The sequence below is a fragment of the Pseudomonas oryzagri genome (assembly GCF_020831405.1).
GTDB classification, from domain to species: Bacteria; Pseudomonadota; Gammaproteobacteria; order Pseudomonadales; family Pseudomonadaceae; genus Geopseudomonas; species Geopseudomonas oryzagri.
The window spans coordinates 172,016-197,660 of the sequence record NZ_JAJHPU010000003.1 but is presented as its reverse complement, the minus strand read 5'-3'; the positions used below and the strand labels follow the sequence as shown (position 1 = coordinate 197,660).

Here is a 25,645-nt window from a genome sequence, read left to right as displayed (position 1 = left end):
AAGGGCTTTTCAGCTCGTCGCCGGGAGTGGCGCGCATTATAGGGACTTGAATCGGCAGGTCAACATCTTTTTCAAACTTTCGTCAAAACAGCCTCAACCTGCAGGCGGACTGGGCTTCTTACGCTTGGGGGCGGTGAAGCCATCGCCCAGCGTCGCCGGGGCCTTGCCGCCCTTGCGCGCCGGCGGCTTGCTGCCAGCCTTGGCGGTCGCCCCCGACTTCTTGGCGAGTTTCTTCTTCTTGCTGCCAGCCGCCTTGCCCGAGGCCTTGAGCTTCTTCGGACCTTGGTAGCTGCCTTGCAACTCCTTGATTACCCTCCGCTCGAAGGACTGCTTGAGGTAACGCTCGATGCTGGACATCAGGTTCCAGTCGTTATGGCAGATGAGCGAGATCGCCAGACCTGCCTGGCCGACACGACCGGCGCGGCCGATGCGGTGGACGTATTCGTCGCCACTGCGCGGCATGTCGAAGTTGATCACCAGATCGACCCCTTCGATATCCAGACCGCGAGCCGCCACATCGGTGGCGATCAGCACGTTGATGTTACCTTGACGCAGGCGCTCGACCGCCTGCTTGCGCTCTTCCTGGGTCTTCTCGCCATGCAACACGTAGGACTTCACGGCCGAGGCGCGCAGCACACCCGCCAAGCGATCGGCCTGGGCGCGGGTATTGGTGAAGACGATGGCCTGGGCGAAGGTTTCGTGCGCCAGCAACCATTGCAGCAGGCGTTCCTTGTGCGGCACATCGTCGGCGGTGACGATCTGCTGCTTGAGGTTCTCATTCAGATCGTCGCGACGATTGAGCAACAACAGCTGCGGGTCACGCAGAACAGCGCTCACCATCTGCCCCAGGGCCCGCTCGCCCGCCGTGGCGGAGAACAGCATGGTCTGCCGCTCCTGCGGACAGGCTCCGGCGATTTTCAGCACATCCTCGCTGAGTCCCATATCGAGCATGCGGTCCGCCTCGTCGAGAACCAGCACTTCGACATCGCCCAACTCGAGGCTGCCGGTCTCCAGGTGATTGAGCACGCGCCCCGGTGTACCGATGACGATCTCCGGGTTCTTGCGCAGCGCCGCGGCCTGGTCCTTGAACCCTTCCCCACCGGTAATCAGACCCGCCTTGAGAAAGGTGAACTGGGCGAAGCGCTCGACTTCCTTGAGCGTCTGCAGGGCCAGTTCGCGGGTCGGCAGCAGGATCAGGGCACGCGCGCCGGTCTGCGGCTTCGGCGTCTCCAGCAGACGCTGGAGCATGGGCAGCACGAAGGCGGCCGTCTTGCCGCTGCCGGTCTTGGCCGTCACCCGCAGGTCGCGTCCCTCCAGTGCCGGGGGAATGGCCGCCGCCTGCACCGCCGTCGGCTCGACAAAGGACAACGCGGACAACGCCTTGAGCAAACGCTCATGCAAACCGTAATCAGCAAACACAGCCTACCTCGAATGTGAAATATCTCCGGCGCATAGACTAACCCGAGTCAGCCGCCGGCTGTTGATTGAGTGGCAAAGTGCGCCGTTCTACCGAAGGAAACGAACGTTTAGGCGGCGCGCGCCTGCTTGCGCAACAGCCGCACGCTGTCCAGACCGACCAGCAGCACCGCCAGCCAGATCGGCCCGTAGGTCAGCAACTGGGTGGCGTCGAAGGGTTCGCCGAGCAATAGCAGCGCGACGAAGAACAGCAGCGCCGGTTCGACGTAGCTGAGAATGCCGAACAGCCCCATCGGCAGCAGCCGGCTGGAAGCCAGCATGGTGCCGAACGCCAGCGCGCTGAGCACGCCCATGCCAGCCAGCAGCCCCCACAATCGCGGCGTCCAGGCGATGGCCCCCGAATCGTCCCAGTGGATCACCAGCAGGGCCAGCGGCAGCAGCACCAGCATTTCGAGGATCAGGCCGCTGAGGGCATCCAGCCGCATCCAGCGGCGCAGCATGAAATAGGGCACATAGCCGAAGGCGCTGAGCGCCGTGTAAATCGAGAAGGCGCGCGTCAGCCACACCTCATGCAACACACCCACGCCCGCGCAGATCACCGCGAGCATCTGCAAGGGCCGCAGGCGCTCGGCATAGAACAGCCGGCCGGCCAGCACCAGCGCCAGCGGTAGCAGGAAATAGCCGAGGGCGACATCCAAAGTGTGCCCGGTCAGCGGCGCCCAGATGAACACCGCCCACTGCACCCCCATCAACAAGCCCGATGCCACCAGCGCCGCCAGCAACAGCGGCTCGCGACGCAGCCGCGCCAAGGCCTCACGCAAGTGCCCCAGTTGCCGCCCCGCCAGCATCAGCAGCAGGACGGCAGGCAGACTCCACAGCACACGCTGGGCAATGATCTGCGTGCCATCCAACGGCTCCAGCAGCAGCACGTAACCGGGAATGAGTGAAAACAGCAGCGACGCCGTGACCGAGAGCGCTACGCCCCGCCCGGACAGGTTCATGTTCCTTGCCTCCCGCCGCCGACCTGAAGGGTGGCCGGAGTCGCTCCGCGCCCCATGCCAAACCAGCCGGTCCTGACAGCACCAAAAAAGGGCGCAAGCCTAGCTGCTTTCCAGGGAGCACAGAAGCTCGAGACAAAAAAGCGGCCGCCCAAAGGCGGCCGCGAAAGGAGCTGCGCGGGACGGCGCAGCGAGGCAATGCATTCAGACCGCTTCGGCGAGCTGGCTGCGAGCCTTGGTGAGCCCACGCTCCGCGGCATCGCCGCCCATGTTCAGCCCCTCGGCGTGGATGAAGCTGACGTCGGTGATGCCGATGAAGGACAGCGCCTGGCGCAGATAGGGCTCCTGCTGATCGATCGGGGTGCCGGCATACACGCCGCCACGCGCGGTCAGCACGTAGGCGCGCTTGCCCTCGAGCAGCCCCTTGGGCCCCTCGGCGGTGTACTGGAAGGTGACACCGGCGCGCAGCACGTGGTCCAGCCACGACTTCAGGGTGCTGGGGATGGTGAAGTTGTACATCGGCGCCGCCAGCACCAGCACGTCGGCCGCCAGCAGCTCCCCGGTGAGCTGGTTGGAGCGCGCCAGAGCCGCCTTCTCCGCCTCGCTGTGCGCCTCGGCCGGCTTCATCCAGCCGCCCAGCAGATCGGCGTCCAGGTGGGGAACCGGTTCGCGGGCCAGGTCGCGGACGGTGATCTGGTCCTGCGGGTTGGCCTCACGCCACTGAGCGACGAATTCGGCGGTCAGCTGACGGGAAACCGAACCTTCGTGACGGACACTGCTTTCGATGATGAGTACGTTGGACATCTGCATTGGTCTCCAGAGGATCATGCGCGGGTCGATGGAGGGCAGATTAATGGGACGCATATCGATAAAAAAGCGGAAATATCCGCTACAAACAATCGATCAAATTGATGTATTTTCACTCCATCCGCGCACCACGCCGACGCGACCATTGCCTGCCAGGAACTGAAGAGGTGCCCATGAAAGCTCCCCGCGTCACCCTCGACCAATGGCGCACCCTGCAGGCCGTGGTCGACCACGGCGGCTTCGCCCAGGCGGCCGAAGCCTTGCACCGCTCGCAATCGTCGATCAGCTACACGGTCGCGCGTATGCAGGAACAGCTCGGCGTGCCGCTGCTGCGCATCGACGGGCGCAAGGCGGTGCTCACCGAGGCCGGCAGCCTGCTCCTGCGCCGCTCGCGGCAACTGGTCAAGCAGGCCAGCCAACTCGAGGAGCTCGCCCACCACATGGAACAAGGCTGGGAGGCCGAGGTACGCCTGGTGGTGGATGCCGCCTACCCGACCGGCCAGGTGGTCAAAGCCCTCTCCGCCTTCATGCCGCAGAGCCGCGGCTGCCGCGTATTGCTGCGCGAGGAAGTGCTCTCCGGGGTCGAGGAGGCACTGGTCGAGGGCGAGGCCGACCTGGCCATCAGCGGCCTGATCCTGCCCGGCCAGCTCGGCACCGACCTGGCCAACGTCGCCTTCATCGCCGTGGCCCACCCGGAGCACGCCCTGCATCAGCTGCAGCGCGAACTGACCTTCCACGACCTGGAAACCCAGCTGCAGATCGTCATTCGCGACTCCGGACGGCGCTTGCAACGGGATGTCGGCTGGCTGGGCGCCGAGCAGCGCTGGACGGTGGGCAGCCTCGCCACCGCCGCCACCTTCGTCAGTCGCGGCCTGGGGTTCGCCTGGCTACCGGAGCACCTGATCAGTCGGGAACTGGCCGAAGGCTCGCTCAAACCGCTGCCGCTGGCGACCGGTGCCCGCCGCGAGATGCGCTTCTTCCTCTACCCGAACAAGGAGCGCCAGATGGGGCCGGCAACCCAGATTCTCGGCAACCTGCTGCGCCAGCACGCCCAGGCGGGCTGACCCAGGCCGACGCCGAAACCTTCGCCCCGGGTTACCGTCCTACTGCTATACCAATCACACCACGCCCTACAGGAAGTCCGCACATGCTGAAAAAACTCGCCCTGGCCGCCTGCGCCCTCAGCTTTTCCGCCGGCCTGCTGGCCGCCGAGGCACCCCGCGTCCTGCTCGATACCACGCTCGGCGACATCGAGATCGAACTGAACACCGAAAAAGCGCCGATCAGCGTGCAGAACTTCCTCAGCTACGTCGACAGCGGCTTCTACAACGGCGTGCAGTTCCACCGCGTGATCCCCGGCTTCATGGTCCAGACCGGCGGCTTCACCGCCGACATGCAGCAGAAGGACACCCAGGCGCCGATCAAGAACGAGGCCGACAACGGCCTGCACAACGTGCGCGGCACCCTGGCGATGGCCCGCACCCGCGAGGTCAACAGCGCCACCAGCCAGTTCTTCATCAACCTGACCGACAACGACTTCCTCGACAACGGCAGCCGCGACTTCGGCTACGCGGTGTTCGGCAAGGTGGTCCGCGGTATGGAAGTGGTCGATCAGATCGCCGGCGTGCGGACCGGCAACCGCGGCATGCACCAGAACGTGCCGGTCGAGCCGGTGCTGATCGAGTCGGCCAAGCGCCTGTAAGCCGCACCGCAGGCAGGGTGTGCCCGGCGCACCCTACGCCTGCCGATAGGGCAGCGCCTGACGCGCCGCCTCGGCATAGGCGCGCACCTCGGCGCGTTCCCCGGCGAGGAAGTCCGCCACCGCCGCGCGCAGCCCGGGATGCAGCAGGTAATGCCAGGAGCGGGTCAGCACCGGCTCGAAACCGCGGATCAGCTTGTGCTCGCCCTGCGCGCCAGCATCGAAACGCGCCATGCCCAGCGCGATGGCCTGCTCCAGCCCCTGATAGAAACAAGTCTCGAAATGCAGGCGGTCGAAGTCGGCCAGGCAGCCCCAGTAGCGCCCGTACAGGCAGTCGTCGCCCTGCAGGAAGAACGCCATGGCCACCGGCCGCCCGCCCTGGCGGGCGAACACCACGCGGATCGCCTCAGGCAGCCGCTCGGCCAGCAGGCTGAAGAACTCGCGGCTGAGGTAGGGCCGCTGGCCGCGTACCGCATAGGTGTTGGCGTAGCAGGCGTGGACGAAATCCCAGTCGCGCTCGGCCAACTGGCCGCCGCCAAGCCACTCGAAATCGATGCCCTGCCCCGCCACCTGCTCGCGCTCCTTGCGCAGCTGCTTGCGCTTGCGCGAGGTCAAGGCATCGAGGAAGTCCTGGAAATCCCGGTAGCCGCGGTTGAACCAGTGGAACTGACAGCCGAGGCGCTCCAGCCAGCCATCGCGTGCGGCGATGACGGCATCGGCGAAGGCATCGGTGAAGTTGACATGCAGGCCGGACAGCCCGGCGCCGGACAGCTGCGCGGTGACCTCGTCGAGCAGTTGTCCACCTGCCTGAGCGTCGGTCGCCAGCAAGCGCGCACCGCCCACCGGCGAGAAGGGCACCGCCGCCAGCAGCTTGGGGTAGTAGGCGATCCCGGCTCGCGCGCAGGCATCCGCCCAGCCCCAGTCGAACACGTACTCGCCGCGCGAATGGCTTTTCACATATGCCGGCATGGCCGCCAGCAACTGGCCATCGGCCCCGCGCAGCAAACGATGCGCCGGCTGCCAGCCGGTGCGCGCGGCGACGCTCCCGCTGTCCTCCAGCGCACAGAGAAAGGCATGGCGCAGGAACGGCTGGTCGTCAGGCAACAGGCGGTCCCATTCGGCGGCCGGGATGGCGGCGAGGCTGGGGAGGGTCTGGGTCTGGATTGTCATCGGCACAGTCTGGCCCGCCGCGCAGGCGAAAAAAAGCCCCGCCGAGGCGGGGCTTGCAACGGGGTATTCCGAATGACGCGAGGGTCTTAGAACGCGTACTGGGCGCGCAGGACGAAACCGTCGCCGTCGTCGTCGCCGACGGAGTTGGTGATGCCGTCGGTGGTGGCCTTGACGTAGGTGGCGCTGACCCGCACCGCCTCGTTGGCGTACCAGTTCACGCCCAGGTTGTGGGCCTTGCCGTCGACCTCGCCGACTTCACGGACAAAGGTGCCGTTGGTCAGGCTCAAGCCGTTGTCGTCTTCCACGGTGAAGTCGTCGTAACGGTAGAAGACTTCCCAGGCACCGGTCTGCTTGTTGGCCGGCTTGATCTTGTCGAACTTGCCCAGCTTGTAGTCGCGCGCCTCGCCAGTCAGGGTGTAGGCGGCCTGGACATAGAAGCCATCGGCCTCGATGTCTTCGGCTGCCGCGTCGGCCTCCAGGGTACGCTGCAGGTACTCACCCTGCAGGGAGAACGGGCCGGTCGCCCAGGCCGCCTCCAGGCCCCACGCGGTATCCTTGTCCCAGGTACCGGCGGCAGAGTTGTTGAAACCACCGAACGCGGCACGGTTGCCGCTGTTGGCGCCGTGGCCACCCTGGGTATCCACGCCACGCATGCCCATGCGGCTGCGGAAGCGGGCGTCATAACCGGCGTCGTCGGCGTTGCGCTGGGCGAAGTTGGCGCCCAGGTGCAGCACGTTGCCAGCCTCATGCAGCGGAGCGAAGACGCCGCGCAGGTTGAGCTGCTTGGTGCTCTGACCGTTGTCGTCGGCATTGTCCTTGGAGCTCAGGGTCACGGCGCCGAACAGGGAGCCGGCGTAGGAACCGGAGACTTCCATGCCCATGCCGTTTTCATGGCCCTGGGTCCAGTCCATCAGATCGTAAACGGCGTTACGCTCGGGCGCGGTCACCCACTTGGAGCTGGTGGCCTTTTCCAGGCCGAAGATCGGGTCGAAGCGGCCGACGCGAATCTCTACCGGACTCCAACCGGTATAGGTGATGGAGGCTTCGTCGAAGTAGCCATCATCGGAGTTGCCGGCGTTGTGGGCCAGGTCATAGTTGATCTGGTATTTCCAGTCGCGGTAGGCCACGCCGCCGATCTCGATGAAGGCGCGACGGAAGTAGGTGGCGTCCTGGGTGTCGCCTTCCTTGGTGTAGAAACCATCGAACTGGCTGTAGTCAGCCTGCAGGCGGCCGCCGATCTTGAAGCTGAATTCCTTGTCGGTGGTGCCCACTTCCAGGCCGCCCTTGGTCTTGACGACCAGGTCAGCGCCATCGGTGGTCACGGTGCCGGCAACGGCCTGAGCGGAGATGGCCAGGGCCAGGGCGCTGGCAGCGACGCCGGCAAAGTGCTTGCGGATCATTGAAGATTTCCCCTATCAGTCTCTAGCGTAAGTAAGCGTGCGGGCCGGGCCCGTTGGTTTCTGGGGGGGAATATTCGCGGCGGGATATGTCAGCCCGATTGCTCATATGTAAACTTTTTATGACAACGGAACTTTTAACTTCGCCATTGCATAAAAAATAAACAAGCGCTCTAGCCCGCGGGATAGCGACGTAGCCAAGGGAAAAACTGCCCGGGTCGGTGGATAGGCGGCGCAACGCGTCACGCATCCGGCAACCCGCGCGGGGTCCGTCGAGGGGAGCGTCAAAGGCGGATTGCCCGACCGGTCGCCATCCCCTACCCTGCCGGCAGGCAGCGACCCGATACGAAGACGCCGCCAGCGCAAACCGGAGGCGCGCCCATGTCCAACCCCAAGCTCGGCCACTACGCCCTCGGCGCTATCGCCGCCAGCATAGTTCTCAACCTGCTGGCGCGAACCTTCCTCAAGGTCGGCGGCGTGTTCGCCACCCTGCTGGTCGCCGCAGTGGTGGCCTTCGGGCTGGCCCTGACGTTCCGCCGGCGCACCGGCCGACGTCCCTATCCGGTCGAGCGGCGCGTGCTGGTCGGCCTCTACGCCCTGGGCCTCGGCCTTCTTTATATGGGCCTGCTGGCGCTGATGTACCTCAAGGAGGAGCCCGGCCTCGCCGGGCAACTGCTGTTCGCCGCCCACTATTTCGCCTACCCGCTGCTGGCCTGGTTCGCCCTGGCGCCGCAGCGCGACCTGCGCTGATTCGGCAGGTCGCCATGGTCTGACCGGCAAGCCGGCGTAGCGCCTGGTTTCAGGCCGGATCAGCCACCTTCAGCAGCAGACGAATCCCGCGAATGCCCTGGCGGGTTTCGGCAGCGACGCCATGGCTGGCCACCTCGGCCAGCGCCCGGCGATAGGCGTAGCCCAGGCTGTCGAGAATGGCGCCGCTATGACGCAGGAAGTCCAGCGGCTCGCCGGGCTGGGCGGCCAACCGCGGGCAACGCAGGCGCAGGTAGCCGCCCAGGGTCGCGCCGTCGAACAGCTTCTGCGGAACTGCGTCGGCCTGGCCCAGCAGCTTGAGCGCCAGATCCTGGAAGCGCAGCAGCGCGTCCTGGCTGAGCCGGTCGGTCACCGCATCGGCGGATTCCCGATGCACCGCCAGGAAACGCTCGGCCAACTCGCGCGCCTCCAGCAGGCGGGCGTAGTCGCCGTACAGCCGACATAGCGCCAGCAACAGCCTGGCGGCATCGCGCACCGCCTCGGGCGCCTGGCCCAGGCTCAGCTCCAGGCGTCGGCGATACAGCGAAGCGGCCGGCAGCAACTGGCGCTGCGCTGGCGTCTGGCCCGCCTCGATCTGCCGATACAGCGGCAGATGGCGCTCCGCGACGAACGGCTCGTGCTCGCTCAGGTGGGGCTCGACGCCGTGCTGCTGGAGCTGCGCGCAGTAGCCCAGCGCCACGCGCTGCTCCTCCTGCGCCTCGGCCTCCTGCCAGGCCCGGCTGATCTCCGGGGACAAGCGGCGCAACTCGTCCACCACCGCCTGCCAGCCGAGTTGCCGATGCGCCTCCTGCACCGGCAGATGCAGTGGCAACCAGGGCAGCGGCCGCCACTGCCGGCCGCTCCACTCGGACAAGTGCTCGAGCGCCTGTTCGCGCTGGTCGTTGAGCTGCAGGATCGCCTGGCTGTCCTGCAACTGGTCGGCCTGGTAGTCCAGCCCCAGCTCCGCGTAGTAGGCGCGGGTGACGCGCTGGCAGTGGCCGCTGAAGTGGGCGAACAGCGTCGCGGCCGGACGCGGATCGTGCAGATGCCCCGGCGCCTTGAGAGCCTCGCTGTGGCGGATGCGCTCGAGGTCGGCCGGATGGGTGTCCCAGTAGCGGGTACTGCCCTCCGCCAGGCTCTGTTCCAGTCGCTGCAGGGTCTGCGTATCCAGGCGCTCGACCTTCAGCGCGGTGGCCTCGGGAATGTCGCGCAGCAGGCGGCGCTCACGCCAGGTGTGGGCGTTCTGGCGGTCCACCTCGGCCTGCGCCTGGGCCAGCGCGCGCAGGCGCAGCGCGCTCTGGCGAAAGGCGGCGCTGCCGGCGATCAGGCTCTCGTAGCGGTCGGCATCGAACTCCATCTGCCGCGACAGCGCCCGCGACAGGCGAAAGCTCAGGGCGAAACAGCCGCGCAGCAGCCAGCGAGTCAGGGCGATGCCGTACTGCGCCACCCAGGCGGCCCAGCGCAGCACGTCCCAGGACTCTTCGTCTTCCAGCCAGCCCTGCAGACGGTCATCCCACGGATCGCGCGCATGGGCACGGGACTCCAGCCAAGCGTTGACCCGATTGATCAGGAAACTGCAACGCATCCCCAGGCGCTGGGCGAAGTGGCCGAACTCGTGGGCCAGCACGCCGACCAGCTGCTGCACCGTGGTCCCTGCCACCAGCGGCATGCCGATGGTCAGGACCTTGTCACCGCTGAAGAAGCCACGCCAGCCGTGCTCGAAGTGCACGCTGGCATTCACCTCGTTGCACAGGTGCACCGCCACCGGCGGCCGCAGGCCGATGGCCTGGCACAGCCGCTCGATCACCAAGCGCAGCTGGGGCTCCTGCGCCAGATCGAGTTCGAGCGGCGGCGCCTCGCGCTGGCCGCCGAAGAACAGCGGACGCGCCATGAACAGCAGGAGGATGCCGCCGCTCAGCGCCGGAATGGCGTAGATCGCCAGCAGCAGCCAGACATTGTGCAGACCGCCCAGGTAGTGATGGATGTGGCTCAGATACCAGCCCAGCGCGACTGCCAGGCCGATCAGCACGGTCGTGTACAAGGCCGGAATCAACAGGCAGCACAGCGTCACCAGCAGCAACTGCAGCATATAACCGACGGCGGGCGGCGAACGCTTGAGGCCGGCGTGGGCCAGCGCCTCCAGCGCCAGCAGGGGATCGGGGGCCACGACGGCGGCCGTCGGGGTCGCCGGCGCCACGGCCGGAGCTGCGACCGGGATCGGAGTCGGAGTCGGAGTCGGAGTCGGAGTCGGAGTCGGAGTCGGAGTCGGGGTCGACGAGGGTGGCGGCTCGACTTCGCAGCGTTCCACGCAGACTTCCAGCCCCACCTGTTTCAGCAGCATCAACCAACGCTCGGCTTCGACCGGCGTCAGCCGGTTCTTGATCACCCGCGTGACCGGCGGCAACAGCGCCGCGGCCTGGGCCGGCGCCAGCTTCAGCCGCTCCTGCAAACCCTGATGGATACTCTCTGGTGTGTGCCCGGGCAACGCGCGTCCCGTGAGCAGCAGGCGGAAGAGCATGGCGATCCCTCGCATTCCGATGGCAAAGGCGCGCAGCCTAGCAAAGCCACCGCTGGAGTACCGGGGAAAAGTCACGGTGCCATCACGCTGGCCGCCACCCAGTCTGGAACAGGCCGGGCATTGAACCGAACGGCAGTCGCGTGGCCCAATTGAGCCCCGAGCACAACTGCCGAGCACCATGGACCACATCGCCACCGACCACGCCACCGCCCCTGCCCCCGACTTGCCCCTCGTCCTCGCCGGTCCGCTGCTGCGCCGTATCGAGGCGCGCCGCCTGGTGCTCTGGCTGGTCGGCTCGCGAGCGCTGGACACCCGCCTGCTGCTGGCCTGGGACGACCCGCAGCGCGGCCTGGTCGAGCTCGAGCTGCCGCTCGACGACTCCCGCTGTCAGCGCCTGGCCGTCGGCCGCCACGCCTGCCTGCACCTGATCGACGTACAGCTGCCCGAGCCGCTGCCGGTCGACACCTTCATCTATTACGACCTGCATATGGAAGAGGATGGCCGGATGTCGGCCATCGCCGACTGGGCGCCACACCTGCTGTATCCCGGCCAAAGCCGGCCGAGCTTCGTGCGCCGCGGCCGGCTCGACCACCTGCTCCACGGCTCCTGCCGCAAGCCGCACCATCCCAGCCGCGACGGCCTGCTGCAGGCCGACGTCCTGCTCGCCGCCAGCCGCGAGCAGCCCGCCGAGCGCCCGGCGCTGCTGTTGATGAGCGGCGATCAGATCTACGCCGACGACGTCGCCGGGCCCATGCTGGCCGCCATCCACCAGTTGATCGAACGCCTCGGCCTGTACGGCGAGCACCTGGACGGCGCCACGGTCAGCACCAGCGAAGCGCTCTACGCCCATCCCGCCGGCTACTATCGCCGCGAGGACCTGCTGCCCGCCTACACCTCCAACCAGGCGCTGCGCGAACGCTTCTTCGGCGGCGTCAAGAAGCCGGTGTTCACCAGCGCCAACGCCCACAACCACCTGGTCACCTTCGCCGAAGTGCTGGCCATGTACCTGCTGGTCTGGTCGCCGCAGCCCTGGCGCCTGATCGCCCCACGCATGCCGGAACTGGCCGAGCACCTGGCCGCCCGCTACCGCGCCGAGGAGCCCGTGCTGCGCGCATTCGCCGATGGCCTGCCGCAGGCCGCGCGGGCCATGGCCCAGCTGCCGTGCCTGATGATCTTCGACGACCACGACATCACCGACGACTGGAACCTCTCCGCACGCTGGGAGGAAACCGCCTACGGTCATCCGTTCTCGCGACGCATCGTCGGCAACGCCCTGCTCGCCTACCTGCTGTGCCAGGGCTGGGGCAACTGTCCCGACGCCTTCGCCGGCGAACTCCCGGCGATCCGCGAGCTGCTCGCCACGCCGGATCCGCAGCAACGTCTGAACGCCCAGGCGCAGGACGCCATCATCGGCCGCCTGCTGGCCTTCGGCCACTGGCACTACAGCCTGCCCGGCCAGCCGCTGTTGCTGGTGCTCGACACCCGCACCCGCCGCTGGCGCAGCGAAAGCACCCTGAGCCGGCCTTCCGGGCTGATGGACTGGGAGGCGCTCTGCGAGCTGCAGCACGCCCTGCTCGACGAACCGGCGGTGGTCATCGTCTCGCCGCCGCCGGTGTTCGGCGTCAAGCTGATCGAGATCGTCCAGCGCGTGTTCACCTGGGCCGGCTATCCGCTGCTGGTCGATGCGGAGAACTGGATGGCCCACCGCGGCGCGGCCAAGGTCATGCTCAACATCTTCCGCCACTCGCGCACACCGGGTAACTACGTGATCCTTTCCGGCGACGTGCACTACTCCTTCGCCTACGAGGTGCACATCCGCCACCGCGACAGCGGCCCGCGCATCTGGCAGATCACCAGCAGCGGCATCAAGAACGAATTCCCCCCGCGCCTGCTCGACTGGTTCGACCGCCTGAACCGCTGGCTGTACGCGCCGCACTCGCCGCTCAACTGGTTCACCAAGCGCCGCAAGATGCAGATCACCCCGCGCATCCCCAGCCGCAGCCCGCGCGGCGAGCGTCTATGGAACGGCGCCGGCCTCGGTCAGGTGCGCCTCGACGAGCAGGGCCGCCCCAGCGAGATCCGCCAGCTGAACGCCGACGGTTCGGAGCCGACCCGCTTCGAGGTCACCAGCCGCGAGGAACTGGCCGGCTGACAGCGCGGCGCACCGGCCGGCCGAATTGGCGCATACTGGCCGGGTCCGCCCCCGCTCCCCGGAGAAGCCATGCTGCCTCGCACCCTCGAAGAACTGGACGCCCTGCGCGACGAGTGCAAGGCCCTGGTGACCAAACGCGCGGGGCTCTCCGCCGGCGCCGCGGTGCTGCCGATCCCCGGCCTCGACCTGGGCGCCGACGTTACCCTGCTGATCGAGATGATCCCGGCGATCAACCAGAAGTTCGGCCTCAGTCCCCACCAGATCGCCGGGCTCGACCCCAAGATCAAGCGCATCATCCTGATCGGCGCCACCAGCCTGGGCAACAACCTGATCGGCAAATGGGTGACCCAGCAGCTGGTCATGCAGATGCTGCAACGCCTCGGCATCCGCGTCGCCACCAAGTCGGTGGCCAAGTTCGTGCCCTTCCTCGGCCAGGCGTTGGCCGCCTCGATCAGCTTCGGCGCGATGAAGATGCTCGGCAACGCCCACGTCGACGACTGCTACGCGGTGGCGAAAAAGGCCCTGCTGGCGCAGAACCCGGAGCAGATCCGGGTGATCGAGGTGACCCCGGAGATGGTCGAGCTCGCCCGCCCCTGACGGGGCGGGATCGAGGCAAGCGTTCCGGCTACTTCTTGTCGATCTTGCTGATCTTGGTGCCCTGGATGCCGATCCCCGCCATCAGCCCCTTCTGGCTGAAGACGAAGGCGTAGATGTCCTCCTTCATGGTCGAGGTGGTGGCATTGCGCGCCATGCCTTCGTCGACCACGACCACCGTGGGGCCGACGCCTACCTCGAAGCCCTCCAGCTTCTTGAGCGACTGGAAGGCCTCATCGGTCATGAACATCATCGCGTAACCGTACTTCTGCACGCCGGCCTGCAGGCCGTAGGAGGCCCCGGCGGTGCTGTAGTAGCCGGTCGTCTTGCCGCCCTGGATCAGCACGCCCTCGCCGTACTGGCCACCGACGACGAGACCCGCCTTGGTGATGCTGGGGAACACCAGGATCGCCTTGGCCTTCTCGCCCAGCACCTTGGCCGCCGGCACTTTCGCGTACAGCGCCTGCAGGGCGGCATGTGCCTCCTTGTCGAGCTGGGCGGCATCGGCGGCGTGGGCGGTGGCGGCGGAGAACGCCAGCAGTACGCTGATAAGCGCGCCAACCAACGCCTGCCATACCTTGGTCACGGCGACGGGAACGGTGGTGGGTGCGGGTGTCGAAACAGACAGGCCAAACTTCATGGTTCACCTCCAGTGACGGAAAACTCGCTGCGCTCCAGCCACTTCGAGTCAGGAGACGACGCCTGCCCGCGCTGGACGATGCGCACGAGGGTGCGCCTGAAAAACGCTAGTTCGTGCCGCCGGGGTGGTCAATTCGCGGCCGCCGGCCTGGCCAGTTCGACGACGGAAATCAGGGGATGAACCAGGCCCGGGCATGCCTGTTCGCCAGGCGCCTGTCGCCGCCCGCTCATCGGACGGCGGCGTCCGGTTGCTGAAGCGCCACCCAGCGCAGGACGTCGCGGTCTCAGGCCTCCACCGCCGCCCACTGCTTGCCGAGGCGCTTGTCCGACACCGCCACCCTGGTGCCCAGTTGCTGGGCGAACAGCGACACGCGGTACTCCTCGAGCATCCAGCGATACAGCGTGAGCTCGGGATCGCGTTTGCCTTCCTGGGCGTGCTTGGCTGCGCGCGCCTGGTACTGCTCCCAGTAGCCGGCCAGTTCGCCGCTCCACACCCGGTCGCGCTGCAGTTGGCTGCCGACCTTGTCGAGGCGCTGCTCGATGGCCTTCAGGTAGCGCGGGTATTCCTTCAGCCATTCGGCCGGGGTCTGGCGGACGAAGCCGGGATAGACCAGGTTGCCGAGCTGGGCCTTGATGTCGTTGAGAGCCACCGCCATGGCCAGGTCGATGCGCCCCTTGAAGCGTTTCTGCAGGCCGTGCCAGAGCTTGAGGATTTCCAGCACCAGCTTCGCCAGGCGCTCGGCGTGCTCGCTCCAGCTGCCGCGCTTGCGTTCGGCGAGCGCGGCCAAGGCGGCGCCGTCGCGCGGCAGCGGGCTTTCACCCTCGAGGATGCAGCTGTCCAGGCTGGCCAGCAGGATGTCCTCGACCAGCGACTCGACGCGGCCCAGTTCGCGGTAGAGCAGGCCCATATCGGTCAGCCCCGGCAGCTTGGTACGCAGGTACTTGGCCGGCTCGGCGAGCTGTTGCAGCAAGAGACGCTGCAGGGCGCGGCGGTGCTGGAATTCGGCCTCGGCCTGGGTCGGGAAGCGGCCTTCCTTGACCTCGCCGTTGTCCTCGACCAGCGCGGGGTAGACGGTCAGCGACAACCCGGCGATCTTCTGCTGGGTGCTTTGCGCGACGCTGAAGCCCTTGGCCTCCACCGGCTTGGCCTCGGCCTTGCTCTCCGGGATGGCCAGCGCGGCCTGGCTGGCCTCACTGAAGCGCGCGGTCAGCTCGGCCAGCTCGCGGCCCTCGCCGAGGAACTTGCCGCGCGCGTCGACCACCTCGATGTTCATCTTCAGGTGGCTCTCCAGCTGGGCGGCGGACTCCGCCCAGGCCTCCTCCGGCACGCGAGCGCCGGTCATGCGTTGCAGTTCGCGGCCCAGCGCCTCGGGCAGCGAACCGGCGCCAAAGGCCAGCTTGGCCAGTGCGGCGCCGACGAAGTCGGGCACCGGCACGAAGTTCTTGCGCAGCGCCTTGGGCAGCCCGCGCACCAGCGCCACGCACTTGGCTTCCAGCAGGCCCGGCACCAGCCAGTCGAGGCGCTCGGCCGGCAGTTGCGGCAACAGCGGCGCCGGCACGCGCACGGTGACGCCGTCGCGCGGGTGGTTGGGCTCGAAGTGGTAGGAGAGCGGCAGCTGCAGGCGACCGATGGTGAGGCTGTCCGGGTACTGCTGCGCGGTCACCTCGCGGGCCTCGCGGGCCAGCACGTCCTCCTCGCGCATGATGAGGAGCTGCGGGTTCTTCGCGCCCTCGCGCTTGTACCAGTTCTCGAAGCTGGCGGTCTGGTAGATGTCGGCCGGCAGGCGCGCATCGTAGTAGGCGAACAGGGTTTCCTCGTCGGCGAGGATGTCGCGGCGACGCGCCTTGGCTTCCAGCTCGTCGAGCTTGTCCAGCAACTGGCGATTGGCGGTCAGGCATTTGGCGCGGCTGTTGATCTCGCCGCGCACCAGACCCTCGCGGATGAACAGCTCGCGCGCGGCCGGCGGATCGATGGGACCGTAGTGCACCGGGCGGCGACCGACGATGATCAGGCCGTAGAGGGTGATCTGCTCATAGGCCACCACCTGGCCGCGCTTCTTCTCCCAGTGCGGTTCGAGATGGTTCTTCTTGACCAGGTGCGGCGCCAGAGGCTCCAGCCAGTCCGGGTCGATTCTGGCCACCATGCGCGCGAACAGCTTGGTGGTCTCCACCAGCTCGGCGGCCATCACCCACTGCGGGCGCTTGCGGCCGATCACGCTGGAGGGATGCAGCCAGAAGCGCCGCTGGCGGGCGCCGTTGTAGTCGCCCTCCTCGGTCTTCTGGCCGATCTGGCTGAGCAGGCCGGCGAGAATCGCCTTGTGCACGGCGGCGTAGTTCTTCAGGGTCTGCGCGACCTGCTGGCGCTCGTCCTGGGCGGCGACGGCATGGCGGGCGCGCTGGTCCAGCTCGCCGGTCGCTGCCGGCGCGGCGACCGGCTCGGGCGCTTCCAGCTGGTTGAGCGGCAGCTTGAGGTCGCGGCAGGTCAGCAGCAGCTGGCGGTGGGCGTCCCGCCACTCGCGAAGTCTTAGATAATTGAGGAAGTTCTTGCGGCACCAGTTGCGCAGCGCGTTGGCGCCCAGCGCCTGGCGCTGCGCCTCGAAGCCGTGCCACAGGTTGATCAACGCGGCGAAGTCTGAGTCGGGGTTCTTCCACTGTGCGTGGGCCTGGTCGGCGGCCTGCTGGCGCTCGACCGGACGCTCGCGCGGGTCCTGCACCGACAGGGCGCTGGCGATCACCAGCACTTCGGCCAGGCTGCCCTGCTGGGCGCCCTCCAGCAGCATACGGCCCAATCTGGGATCAATCGGGAGGCGCGCCAGCTGGCGGCCCAGCGGAGTCAGCTGGTTCTCGCGGTTGACCGCCGAGAGCTCCTGCAGCAGGTTGAAACCGTCGCTGATCGCCTTGCCTTCCGGCGGCTCGATGAACGGGAACTCGCCGATGTCGCCCAGGCGCAGGTGCAGCATCTGCAGGATCACCGCGGCCAGGTTGGTGCGCAGGATCTCCGGATCGGTGAATTGCGGACGGCCGAGGAAGTCCTCCTCGCTGTACAGGCGGATGCAGATGCCCGGCTCGACCCGGCCGCAGCGGCCCTTGCGCTGGTTGGCGCTGGCCTGCGACACCGCCTCGATGGGCAGGCGCTGCACCTTGGCGCGGTAGCTGTAGCGGCTGATCCGCGCGGTGCCGCTGTCGATCACGTAGCGGATGCCCGGCACGGTCAGCGAGGTCTCGGCGACGTTGGTGGCCAGCACGATCTTGCGCCCGCTCGCGGGCTTGAAGATCTTCTGCTGCTCGGCCGGGGTCAGCCGGGCGTACAGCGGCAGCACCTCGGTGTGGCGCAGATTGGCCTTGCGCAGCACCTCTGCGGCCTCGCGGATCTCGCGCTCGCCGGGCAGGAACACCAGCACATCGCCCGGGCGCTTGCCGATCGAGCGCTCGTGGGCCTCGAACTCCTCGAGGGCACGCAGGATGCCCTGCTCCACCGACAGGTCGTCGAACAGCGGCTCGCCGTTCTCGTCCAGCTCGGCGGCCAGCGGGCGGTACCAGGTCTCCACCGGATAGGTGCGTCCGGACACCTCGATGATCGGCGCATCGTTGAAGTGCTTGGAGAAGCGCTCCAGATCGATGGTCGCCGAGGTGATGATCACCTTGAGGTCGGGGCGGCGCGGCAGCAGGTTCTTCAGGTAGCCGAGCAGGAAGTCGATGTTCAGGCTGCGCTCGTGGGCCTCGTCGACGATCAGCGTGTCGTACTTCTCGAGAAAGCGGTCGTGCTGGGTCTCGGCGAGCAGGATGCCGTCGGTCATCAGCTTGACCAGCGACTGCTCGCCGCTGTGGTCCTCGAAGCGCACCTGGTAGCCGACCAGCTCGCCGAGCGGCGTGCCGATCTCCTCGGCGACGCGGGTGGCGACGCTGCGCGCGGCCAGGCGGCGCGGCTGGGTGTGGCCGATCAGTCCGGCGACGCCGCGGCCGGCCTCCAGGCAGATCTTCGGCAGCTGGGTGGTCTTGCCCGAGCCGGTCTCGCCGGCGATCACCACCACCTGGTGCCTGGCGATGGCCTCGCGGATCTCGTCGCGGCGCGCGGCGATCGGCAGGGCGTCATCGTAGCGGATGCGCGGCACGCTGGCCCGGCGCGCCGCGACCTTGGCGGCGGAGGCCTGGAAGCGCTCCAGCCACTGGGCGAGCTTGCCCTCGTCCCACGCCGGCGTGCCCGCCTGCTTGCGCAGGTCGTGCAACTGACGGCGCAGGCGGTGGCGGTCGGCGTTCAGCGCCTGATCGAGGTTCTTCAGCAGCTGGTCGAAAGCGGGTACGGCACTCATCGGGCGGGCGTCGGCTTGGTATTTTTTGGGGCGGGGATTGTCGCAGATTTGCGCGGGAGTGGCGTTACCGGGCACGGCACGTCCCGGGCAATTGCATGAGTGGCGCCCGAGTCTGGTCCGTCCACTGTAGGGGCGAATTCATTCGCCTAAAGGCCGTGTAGGGCGAATGAATTCGCCCCTACAGACCGGGCCATGAGCTTCATGCAACTGCCTTGGCCGCGACGCTGCGCGGGAGCGTGGGAACGGTCCCTCAACACTCCGCGGATTCAGACCACCGCACCCTTCTTCAGCTCCTGCTCGCGCAGTTCGCGGCGCAGGATCTTGCCGACGTTGCTGGTCGGCAGCGAATCGCGGAACTCGACTTGGTGCGGCACCTTGTAACGGGTCAGGTTGGCGCGCATGTGCGCCAGCACCTGCTCGGCGGTCAGCTCGGCGCCGGGCTTGCGCACCACGAACAGCTTGATCGCCTCGCCGCTGCGCTCGTCCGGCACGCCGATGGCGGCGCCCAGTTGCACCCCCGGCAGGCTGGCCAGCACCTCCTCCAGCTCGTTGGGGTACACGTTGAAACCGGAGACCAGGATCATGTCCTTCTTGCGGTCGACGATGCGGATGTAGCCGTCGGGCTGGATCACCGCGATGTCGCCGGTCTTCAGCCAGCCGTCGGCGTCAAGCACCTCGGCGGTGGCCTCCGGACGCTGCCAGTAGCCCTTCATCACCTGCGGGCCCTTGACGCACAGTTCGCCGGGCACATCCAGGCCGAGGTCGGTGCCGGCCTCGTCGATCACCTTGCACAGGGTCGAGGGCACCGGAATGCCGATGGTGCCGGTCTGGTTGTGGCCGGCCGGATTGACCGCCACCACCGGGCTGGTCTCGGTCAGCCCGTAGCCCTCGCAGATGGTGCAACCGGTGATCTCCTGCCAGCGCTCGGCGGTCGAGCGCTGCAGCGCCATGCCACCGGAGATGGTCAGCTTCAGCGCGGAGAAGTCGAGGCGACGGAACTCGGCGTTGTTGCACAGGGCGACGAACAGGGTGTTGAGGCCGATGAAGCCGCTGAACTTCCACTTGCCCAGCTCGCGGACCGTGGCCGGCAGGTCGCGCGGGTTGGTGATCAGCAGGTTGTGGTTGCCGAGCAGCATCATCGCCATGCAGTGAAAGGTGAAGGCGTAGATGTGGTAGAGCGGCAACGGGGTGACCAGGGTTTCGCAGCCCTCGCCGAGGTTGGCTGCCATCAGCGCCTGGCACTGCAGCATGTTGGCGATCAGGTTGCGGTGGGTGAGCATGGCGCCCTTGGCCACGCCGGTGGTGCCGCCGGTGTACTGCAGCACCGCCACCTCGCCGGCCTTGGGTTGCACCTCGCGCAGCGGCCGGCCGCGGCCGCGGGCCAGCACGTCGGTGAAGCGGACCGCCTGCGGCAGCTGATAGTGCGGCACCATCTTCTTCACATGACGCACCACCTTGTTGACCAGCCAGCGCCTGAACGGCGGCAGCAGGTCGCCGACCTCGGTGACCACCACGTGGCGGATGCCGGTGTGCGGCAGCACGGCCTCGGCCTGGTGGGCCAGATTGGCCAGGCAGACCAGCGCCTTGGCGCCGGAATCGTTGAACTGGTGCTCCATCTCCCGCGCGGTGTACAGCGGGTTGGTGTTGACCACCACCAGCCCGGCGCGCAACGCACCGAACACTGCGACGGGGAACTGCAGCAGGTTGGGCAGCTGGATGGCGATGCGATCGCCCGCCACCAGGTCGGTGTGCTCCTGCAGCCAGGCGGCGAAGGCGCCGGACAGCGCGTACAGCTCGCCATAGCTGAGGGTGCGACCGAGATTGCTGAATGCCGGCTTGTCGGCGAAGCGCTGGCAGGACTCGCGCAGCACGGCGAGCACGTTGGGATAGCGGTCGGGATCGATGCTGGCGGGAATCCCGTCAGGGTACTTGTCCATCCAGAAATTTTCGGTCATCGCGTCGTCCCCCGAGCACTGCGCCAGCCGGTCGGACCGCATGCAGCGCATCCTGCGCGGCGGCCCGCCTGGGCACTCTTGTTGTATATGGCCCACGCCGCCGCACACCGCAAGCCGCGGGCCCGGGAACGGGGCGGTCGAGGATAGCAGCCGCCCCCCTGGGCAACCAGCCACGCGCCAGGTTGGAGGCCGACAAGCGGACGGGGTTCAACAATCGGCACGCCCAGCGAGGATCGCCTGGCGCTCCGGCAGCGGTCCGAGGAATGCAATGCGGCCATCAACGCCGTGGATATCGAGCCATGCGTCACGACAGCCTCCGCCTGTATGCCATGGACGATTGTCAGCTGCAGGAGAACCGCGGGGTGCAGGACGGCGGCTCGGCCAGCCCCTGCAGATCCTACGGGCGGCCTTCGACAACGGGGCGTCGAACCCCTATATTGTTGCACCGCACAATTTCATGAGCGGTACCCAGCAGTGGTCGCTCGAGCCGTTCGCCGGGGTGGTGGAAATCGCCTTGCGCACGGCGCTGGCGCGCATCGGCGCCGAGCTGCCCTGCTGTTGATCGGCGGCTAAGGCGACCCGCTCGGCACCGGCGCGCGTTTGCACGTCCTGCGAGCGGCTGGGCTGAACAGCATCGAACTGAAGCGGTACCCTGAGGCCCGTCACGAGCTGCTCCACGGCAGCAGCCGGGGCGAGATGATCGACGATTTGCTTGACTGGCTGGCGCACCTGCCCGCGCGCCAGCCCTACTGCCCCTCGAGGAGAATGCATGAGCCTGGTAGAAAACACCCCCTACGAAGAACTGCAGGTCGGCCAGAAGGCCAGCTACCCGCACAACGTGACGGAGCGCGACGTGCAGCTGTTCGCCGAGGTGTCCGGCGACCGCAACCCGGTGCACCTGGACGCCGAGTACGCCGCCACCACCCAGTTCAAGGAACGCATCGCCCACGGCATGCTCACCGGCGCGCTGATCAGCGCCGCCATCGCCTGCACCCTGCCGGGCCCGGGGACCATCTACCTCGGCCAGAACCTGCGCTTCACCCGTCCGGTGAAGCTGGGCGATGCGCTGACCGTGGAGCTGGAAGTGCTCGAAAAACTGCCGAAGAACCGCGTGCGCATCGGCACCCGCGTGCTCAACCAGCAGGGCAAGGCGGTGGTCGAGGGCGAGGCCGAGGTGATGGCACCGCAGGACAAGCTGCGCATCGCCCTCGCCGAGCTGCCGCCGATCACCATCGGCTGACGGCTCCCCACAAAGCACAACGCCCGCTGATCGGCGGGCGTCGTGCTTTGCGGACCGGACGATCCGGCATAAATCGCGGGCAAAAAAAACGGGCGACCGAAGTCGCCCCAAATGCCTTGCGTGCTCTTGAATCGGGAAGGATCAGTTGGCTTTCTTGCCCTTCTGTGCGTCCTTCCAGACGAAATATCCGAATCCACCGAGGAAGCCTGCGGTCAGGATGACGATGACGATGCCTGCGAGTACTACTTCGTCCATAAACATGGTGGTGTCCCCCGCTCAATTCCGTACTGTTTCGCTGTTGGGGCCAGAATAGCGGCGCCTTCTTCCGGGAAATTGACTCGGATCAAAGGCCGCCCCGCCCTTGCCGGCAAAGACGTAGCAAAGCTGACACAGATCAACGGAACGCCCCTCTGCCGAGGCGCCTTGCGCCTTTTGGACGCCAGGAGACTAGGCGTCGATGCCTGCGCAGCGGCAGCCAAGGGGAAATTAGAGGGTGCTGGCGCGATACGGAAAAATCATGCGGAATGCCGCCACCGTGACATCCCGACGGACACGGCGGCGGCAGACAGGGGATGGCCAGAGCTTGAGGCCGGCCTGAGGCGGCGAAACTGTCTTGTCGAGCGGCGGCCGGTCAGCGCTTCTTCGGCTTGCCCTTGCCGCGCCGCTTGCCGGCCGACAGCGGCAACGCCTGTTCGAAGGCCTGGCGCACGTCCTGCAGGCGCTTCTCGTGCAGGTCATGGATGCGCCGCTCGCGCTCGGCGGCGAAGTCGATCGGGGTGTCGGCAGCCATGGCGGCGCTCCTGCGGCGGTGGGCGGGATGGCTAGAGGATACTCCTTCCGCCACCGGCGGGGGACCTCGGCAGCGACTGGCAAGCGCCGCGCGGCGCTTGCCTTTGGCCTGCCCCGGCCGCTTCCGCTAAAATGCCCGCCTTTCTTTTTCGTGTCTGGAGACATGCATGGCGCAGTATCAACCGGGGCAACGCTGGATCAGTGACAGCGAGGCGGAACTGGGGCTGGGAACCATCCTCGCGCAGGATGGCCGCCTGCTCACCGTCCTCTATCCAGCGACCGGCGATACCCGCCAGTACGCGCTGCGCAACGCCCCGCTGACCCGCGTGCGCTTCTCGCCGGGCGACGAGATCACCCACTTCGAGGGCTGGAAGCTGAGCGTGCAGGAAGTCGAGGACGTCGACGGCCTGCTGGTCTACCACGGTATCAACGCGCAGCACGAACCCTGCGTGCTGCCGGAAACCCAGCTGTCCAACTTCATCCAGTTCCGCCTGGCCAGCGACCGCCTGTTCGCCGGGCAGATCGACCCGCTGCCCTGGTTCGCGTTACGCTACCAGACCCTGCAGCACGCCAGCCGCCTGCAGCAGTCCACCCTGTGGGGGCTGTCGGGCGCCCGCGCCCAGCCGATCGCCCACCAGCTGCACATCGCCCGCGAGGTGGCCGACCGCGCCAGCCCGCGCGTGCTGCTGGCCGACGAGGTGGGCCTGGGCAAGACCATCGAGGCCGGCCTGATCCTGCATCGCCAGCTGCTATCCGGCCGCGCCCGTCGCGCCCTGATCCTGGTACCGGAGAACCTGCAGCACCAGTGGCTGGTGGAGATGCGCCGGCGCTTCAACCTGGAAGTCGCCCTGTTCGACGCCGAGCGCTTCCTCGCCAGCGACGCCGACAACCCCTTCGAGGACTGCCAGCTGGCGCTGGTCGCCCTCGACTGGCTGCGTGACGACGCGCGCGCCCAGCGCGCGGTGCTCGATGCCGGCTGGGACCTCCTGGTGGTCGACGAGGCGCATCACCTGGTCTGGCATCCGGAAGGCGCCAGTGCCGAATACCGGCTGGTCGAGGAGCTCGCCGCCAACATCGCCGGCGTGCTGCTGCTCACCGCCACCCCCGAGCAGTTGGGCCTGGAGAGTCACTTCGCCCGCCTGCGCCTGCTCGACCCGGACCGTTTCCACGACCTCGCCGCCTTCCGCGCCGAGAGCGCCCAGTACCAGCCGGTGGCCGCTGCGGTGCAGGAGCTGCTCGACCACGGCAAGCTGTCCGGCGCAGCTCGCACCGCCATCCACGGCTTCCTCGGCAGCGAGGGCGACGCCCTGCTGGCCAGCGTCGAGGGCGGCGACGAGGAGGCCCGCGCCCGACTGATCCGCGAGCTGCTCGACCGCCACGGCACCGGCCGCGTGCTGTTCCGCAACACCCGCGCCGCCGTGCAGGGCTTTCCCGAGCGCGAGCTGCACCCCTATCCGCTGGCCAACCCGGTGGAGTACATGGAGCTGCCGGTCGGCGAGCATCCCGACCTCTACCCGGAAGTCGCCTACCAGGCGCAGCTGGAGGACGGCGGCGACGACAGCCTGCACTGGTGGCGTTTCGATCCGCGCGTCGAGTGGTTGATCGATACCCTGAAGATGCTCAAGAAGACCAAGGTGCTGGTGATCTGCGCCCACGCCGAGACCGCCCTGGATCTGGAGGAGGCGCTGCGGGTGCGCTCCGGCATCCCGGCCACGGTGTTCCACGAGGGCATGAGCATCCTCGAGCGCGACCGCGCCGCCGCCTTCTTCGCCGACGAGGAGTTCGGCGCCCAGGTGCTGATCTGCTCGGAAATCGGCAGCGAGGGGCGCAACTTCCAGTTCGCCCATCACCTGGCGCTGTTCGACCTGCCGGCGCATCCCGACCTGCTCGAGCAGCGCATCGGCCGCCTCGACCGCATCGGCCAGCAGCACACCATCCAGTTGCACGTGCCCTATCTGGAAGGCAGCGCCCAGCAGCGCCTGTTCCATTGGTACCACGAGGGCCTCGACGCCTTCCTGAACACCTGCCCGACCGGCAACACCCTGCAGCAGCAGTTCGGCGCGCGCCTGCTGCCGCTGCTCGAAGGCAGCGACGAGGCGGCTTGGGACGCGCTGCTCGCCGAGGGCCGAGCCGCCCGCGAGGCGCTGGAGGCCGAGCTGCACAAGGGCCGCGACCGCCTGCTCGAACTCAACTCCGGCGGCGCCGGCGAGGGCGAGGCGCTGGTCGAGGCGATCCTCGAACAGGACGAGGAGTTCGCCCTGCCGATCTATATGGAGGCGCTGTTCAACGCTTTCGGCATCGACAGCGAGGACCACTCGGAGAACGCGCTGATCCTCAAGCCCAGCGAGAAGATGCTCGACGCCGGCTTCCCGCTCGGCAACGACGAGGGCGTCACCGTCACCTACGACCGCAACCAGGCGCTGGCCCGCGAGGACATGCAGTTCCTCAGTTGGGAACATCCGATGGCGCAGGGCGGCATGGATCTGGTGCTGTCCGGCTCGATGGGCAACACCTCGGTGGCGCTGATCAAGAACAAGGCGCTCAAGCCCGGCACCGTGCTGCTCGAACTGCTCTATGTCAGCGAGGCGGTGGCACCGCGCGCCCTGCAGCTCGGCCGCTACCTGCCGCCGGCGGCGCTGCGCTGCCTGCTCGACGCCAACGGCAACGACCTGGCCGCGCGGGTCAGCTTCGATACCCTGCACGACCAGCTGGAAAGCGTGCCGCGGATCAGCGCCAACAAGTTCGTCCAGGCCCAGCGCGACGTGCTGGCCAAGCTGATCGCCAAGGGCGAGGCCAAGGTCGCCCCGCACCACATCGAGCGCGTGAACGAGGCCGCGCGCCGCTTCGCCGCCGAACTGGAGGAGGAAATCGCCCGCCTGGAAGCGCTGCGCGCGGTCAACCCGAGCGTGCGCGACAGCGAGATCGACAGCCTGCGCAAGCAGCGCGAGCAGGGCCTGGCCATGCTCGACAAGGCCGCCCTGCGCCTGGAAGCAATCCGCGTGCTGGTGGCGGGGTAAGTCCCGCAGAACCCGGTGGGCAACGCCGGGTAGAGCGTAGGGTAGAAAACGCGCGCAGCCGTTTTCTACCCGCACTCCGCGCCACTGCCTGGGTGGTGGACAATCGCTGCGCGAGTTGTCCACCCTACACCGACTCATCGCCTCGGACGCGAAGCGTTCTCCTTCGAGCTCCCTCGCAGGCGCGTGGGAGCCTTCAG

The 25,645-nt window shown here is 67.6% G+C and carries 18 protein-coding genes; 7 read left to right on the top strand and 11 right to left on the bottom strand.

Translation table 11 applies throughout. The features are described 5' to 3' along the window. Window positions 1-93 precede the first annotated feature (93 nt). From LMJ29_RS01685 to LMJ29_RS01675, 3 genes are all read right to left on the bottom strand, one after another. Window positions 94-1,419 (bottom strand): DEAD/DEAH box helicase, encoded by a 1,326-nt coding sequence (locus LMJ29_RS01685; RefSeq protein WP_229603363.1) that lies wholly within the window; start codon window positions 1,417-1,419, stop codon window positions 94-96. A 107-nt stretch (window positions 1,420-1,526) separates the two neighbouring features. Then, entirely contained in the window at window positions 1,527-2,417 is an 891-nt protein-coding gene (rarD, locus tag LMJ29_RS01680) for an EamA family transporter RarD (protein WP_229603362.1), read from the bottom strand. A 201-nt stretch (window positions 2,418-2,618) separates the two neighbouring features. After that, window positions 2,619-3,218, bottom strand: a complete 600-nt coding sequence (locus LMJ29_RS01675) for an FMN-dependent NADH-azoreductase (RefSeq protein ID WP_229603360.1) — start codon at window positions 3,216-3,218, stop codon at window positions 2,619-2,621. A gap of 176 nt (window positions 3,219-3,394) precedes the next feature. Between LMJ29_RS01675 and LMJ29_RS01670 the strand changes: the two genes are divergently transcribed. Then, window positions 3,395-4,285, top strand: coding sequence for a LysR family transcriptional regulator (locus tag LMJ29_RS01670; protein ID WP_229603358.1), 891 nt, complete (start codon window positions 3,395-3,397; stop codon window positions 4,283-4,285). Window positions 4,286-4,368: 83 nt separating this feature from the next. Next, window positions 4,369-4,923 carry a peptidylprolyl isomerase gene (locus LMJ29_RS01665; protein ID WP_229603356.1) on the top strand — a complete coding sequence of 185 codons (555 nt, stop codon included), beginning with the start codon at window positions 4,369-4,371 and terminating at the stop codon, window positions 4,921-4,923. A gap of 33 nt (window positions 4,924-4,956) precedes the next feature. Here LMJ29_RS01665 and LMJ29_RS01660 read toward each other — a convergent pair whose 3' ends face one another. Together LMJ29_RS01660 and LMJ29_RS01655 are read right to left on the bottom strand one after the other, a co-directional pair. Then, complete coding sequence (locus LMJ29_RS01660; RefSeq protein ID WP_229603380.1) at window positions 4,957-6,084, bottom strand: GNAT family N-acetyltransferase; 1,128 nt, start codon at window positions 6,082-6,084, stop codon at window positions 4,957-4,959. Between the two features lie 92 nt (window positions 6,085-6,176). Then, window positions 6,177-7,490: an OprO/OprP family phosphate-selective porin gene (locus tag LMJ29_RS01655; protein WP_229603354.1), complete on the bottom strand. Its 1,314-nt coding sequence runs from the start codon at window positions 7,488-7,490 to the stop codon at window positions 6,177-6,179. A gap of 378 nt (window positions 7,491-7,868) precedes the next feature. On the opposite strand from LMJ29_RS01655, the gene LMJ29_RS01650 reads away from it, so the two are divergent. Next, window positions 7,869-8,237 carry a hypothetical protein gene (locus LMJ29_RS01650; protein ID WP_229603352.1) on the top strand — a complete coding sequence of 123 codons (369 nt, stop codon included), beginning with the start codon at window positions 7,869-7,871 and terminating at the stop codon, window positions 8,235-8,237. 49 nt (window positions 8,238-8,286) lie between these two features. Here LMJ29_RS01650 and LMJ29_RS01645 read toward each other — a convergent pair whose 3' ends face one another. Continuing rightward, entirely contained in the window at window positions 8,287-10,752 is a 2,466-nt protein-coding gene (locus LMJ29_RS01645; protein ID WP_229603350.1) for a M48 family metallopeptidase, read from the bottom strand. A gap of 178 nt (window positions 10,753-10,930) precedes the next feature. Between LMJ29_RS01645 and LMJ29_RS01640 the strand changes: the two genes are divergently transcribed. Next, on the top strand, window positions 10,931-12,904 hold the full coding sequence (locus tag LMJ29_RS01640; RefSeq protein WP_229603348.1) for an alkaline phosphatase D family protein: 1,974 nt from the start codon (window positions 10,931-10,933) through the stop codon (window positions 12,902-12,904). 69 nt (window positions 12,905-12,973) lie between these two features. Continuing rightward, window positions 12,974-13,501, top strand: coding sequence for a hypothetical protein (locus LMJ29_RS01635; protein ID WP_229603346.1), 528 nt, complete (start codon window positions 12,974-12,976; stop codon window positions 13,499-13,501). Window positions 13,502-13,529: 28 nt separating this feature from the next. Here LMJ29_RS01635 and LMJ29_RS01630 read toward each other — a convergent pair whose 3' ends face one another. The 3 genes from LMJ29_RS01630 to fadD1 form a co-directional block, all read right to left on the bottom strand. Beyond that, entirely contained in the window at window positions 13,530-14,138 is a 609-nt protein-coding gene (locus LMJ29_RS01630; RefSeq protein ID WP_229603345.1) for a lipid-binding SYLF domain-containing protein, read from the bottom strand. 283 nt (window positions 14,139-14,421) lie between these two features. Continuing rightward, window positions 14,422-18,447, bottom strand: a complete 4,026-nt coding sequence (gene hrpA, locus LMJ29_RS01625; RefSeq protein WP_229603333.1) for an ATP-dependent RNA helicase HrpA — start codon at window positions 18,445-18,447, stop codon at window positions 14,422-14,424. 266 nt (window positions 18,448-18,713) lie between these two features. Then, the gene (gene fadD1, locus LMJ29_RS01620) at window positions 18,714-20,402 is read right to left on the bottom strand and encodes a long-chain-fatty-acid--CoA ligase FadD1 (RefSeq protein WP_229603331.1); all 1,689 of its coding nucleotides are present in this window, start codon (window positions 20,400-20,402) and stop codon (window positions 18,714-18,716) included. A gap of 769 nt (window positions 20,403-21,171) precedes the next feature. Here fadD1 and LMJ29_RS01615 point away from each other — a divergent pair. Then, window positions 21,172-21,642, top strand: a complete 471-nt coding sequence (locus tag LMJ29_RS01615) for a MaoC family dehydratase (RefSeq protein WP_229603329.1) — start codon at window positions 21,172-21,174, stop codon at window positions 21,640-21,642. Window positions 21,643-21,783: 141 nt separating this feature from the next. Here LMJ29_RS01615 and ccoM read toward each other — a convergent pair whose 3' ends face one another. Together ccoM and LMJ29_RS01610 are read right to left on the bottom strand one after the other, a co-directional pair. Further along, the gene (gene ccoM / locus LMJ29_RS21000) at window positions 21,784-21,903 is read right to left on the bottom strand and encodes a cytochrome c oxidase subunit CcoM (protein WP_319942206.1); all 120 of its coding nucleotides are present in this window, start codon (window positions 21,901-21,903) and stop codon (window positions 21,784-21,786) included. A gap of 370 nt (window positions 21,904-22,273) precedes the next feature. Next, window positions 22,274-22,432 carry a hypothetical protein gene (locus tag LMJ29_RS01610; RefSeq protein WP_229603327.1) on the bottom strand — a complete coding sequence of 53 codons (159 nt, stop codon included), beginning with the start codon at window positions 22,430-22,432 and terminating at the stop codon, window positions 22,274-22,276. 166 nt (window positions 22,433-22,598) lie between these two features. Here LMJ29_RS01610 and rapA point away from each other — a divergent pair, with 166 nt between their 5' ends. Beyond that, window positions 22,599-25,448 (top strand): RNA polymerase-associated protein RapA, encoded by a 2,850-nt coding sequence (gene rapA / locus LMJ29_RS01605; protein ID WP_229603325.1) that lies wholly within the window; start codon window positions 22,599-22,601, stop codon window positions 25,446-25,448. Window positions 25,449-25,645: the final 197 nt, after the last annotated feature.

What these genes read in the sequence shown, in the direction of transcription:
- rarD (WP_229603362.1), bottom strand. Translation starts at nt 2,417, where the DNA reads ATGAACCTGTCCGGGCGGGGCGTAGCGCTCTCGGTCACGGCGTCGCTG.
- LMJ29_RS01675 (WP_229603360.1), bottom strand. Translation starts at nt 3,218, where the DNA reads ATGTCCAACGTACTCATCATCGAAAGCAGTGTCCGTCACGAAGGTTCG.
- LMJ29_RS01670 (WP_229603358.1), top strand. Translation starts at nt 3,395, where the DNA reads ATGAAAGCTCCCCGCGTCACCCTCGACCAATGGCGCACCCTGCAGGCC.
- LMJ29_RS01665 (WP_229603356.1), top strand. Translation starts at nt 4,369, where the DNA reads ATGCTGAAAAAACTCGCCCTGGCCGCCTGCGCCCTCAGCTTTTCCGCC.
- LMJ29_RS01655 (WP_229603354.1), bottom strand. Translation starts at nt 7,490, where the DNA reads ATGATCCGCAAGCACTTTGCCGGCGTCGCTGCCAGCGCCCTGGCCCTG.
- LMJ29_RS01650 (WP_229603352.1), top strand. Translation starts at nt 7,869, where the DNA reads ATGTCCAACCCCAAGCTCGGCCACTACGCCCTCGGCGCTATCGCCGCC.
- LMJ29_RS01645 (WP_229603350.1), bottom strand. Translation starts at nt 10,752, where the DNA reads ATGCTCTTCCGCCTGCTGCTCACGGGACGCGCGTTGCCCGGGCACACA.
- LMJ29_RS01640 (WP_229603348.1), top strand. Translation starts at nt 10,931, where the DNA reads ATGGACCACATCGCCACCGACCACGCCACCGCCCCTGCCCCCGACTTG.
- LMJ29_RS01635 (WP_229603346.1), top strand. Translation starts at nt 12,974, where the DNA reads ATGCTGCCTCGCACCCTCGAAGAACTGGACGCCCTGCGCGACGAGTGC.
- LMJ29_RS01630 (WP_229603345.1), bottom strand. Translation starts at nt 14,138, where the DNA reads ATGAAGTTTGGCCTGTCTGTTTCGACACCCGCACCCACCACCGTTCCC.
- hrpA (WP_229603333.1), bottom strand. Translation starts at nt 18,447, where the DNA reads ATGAGTGCCGTACCCGCTTTCGACCAGCTGCTGAAGAACCTCGATCAG.
- fadD1 (WP_229603331.1), bottom strand. Translation starts at nt 20,402, where the DNA reads ATGACCGAAAATTTCTGGATGGACAAGTACCCTGACGGGATTCCCGCC.
- LMJ29_RS01615 (WP_229603329.1), top strand. Translation starts at nt 21,172, where the DNA reads ATGAGCCTGGTAGAAAACACCCCCTACGAAGAACTGCAGGTCGGCCAG.
- ccoM (WP_319942206.1), bottom strand. Translation starts at nt 21,903, where the DNA reads ATGTTTATGGACGAAGTAGTACTCGCAGGCATCGTCATCGTCATCCTG.
- LMJ29_RS01610 (WP_229603327.1), bottom strand. Translation starts at nt 22,432, where the DNA reads ATGGCTGCCGACACCCCGATCGACTTCGCCGCCGAGCGCGAGCGGCGC.
- rapA (WP_229603325.1), top strand. Translation starts at nt 22,599, where the DNA reads ATGGCGCAGTATCAACCGGGGCAACGCTGGATCAGTGACAGCGAGGCG.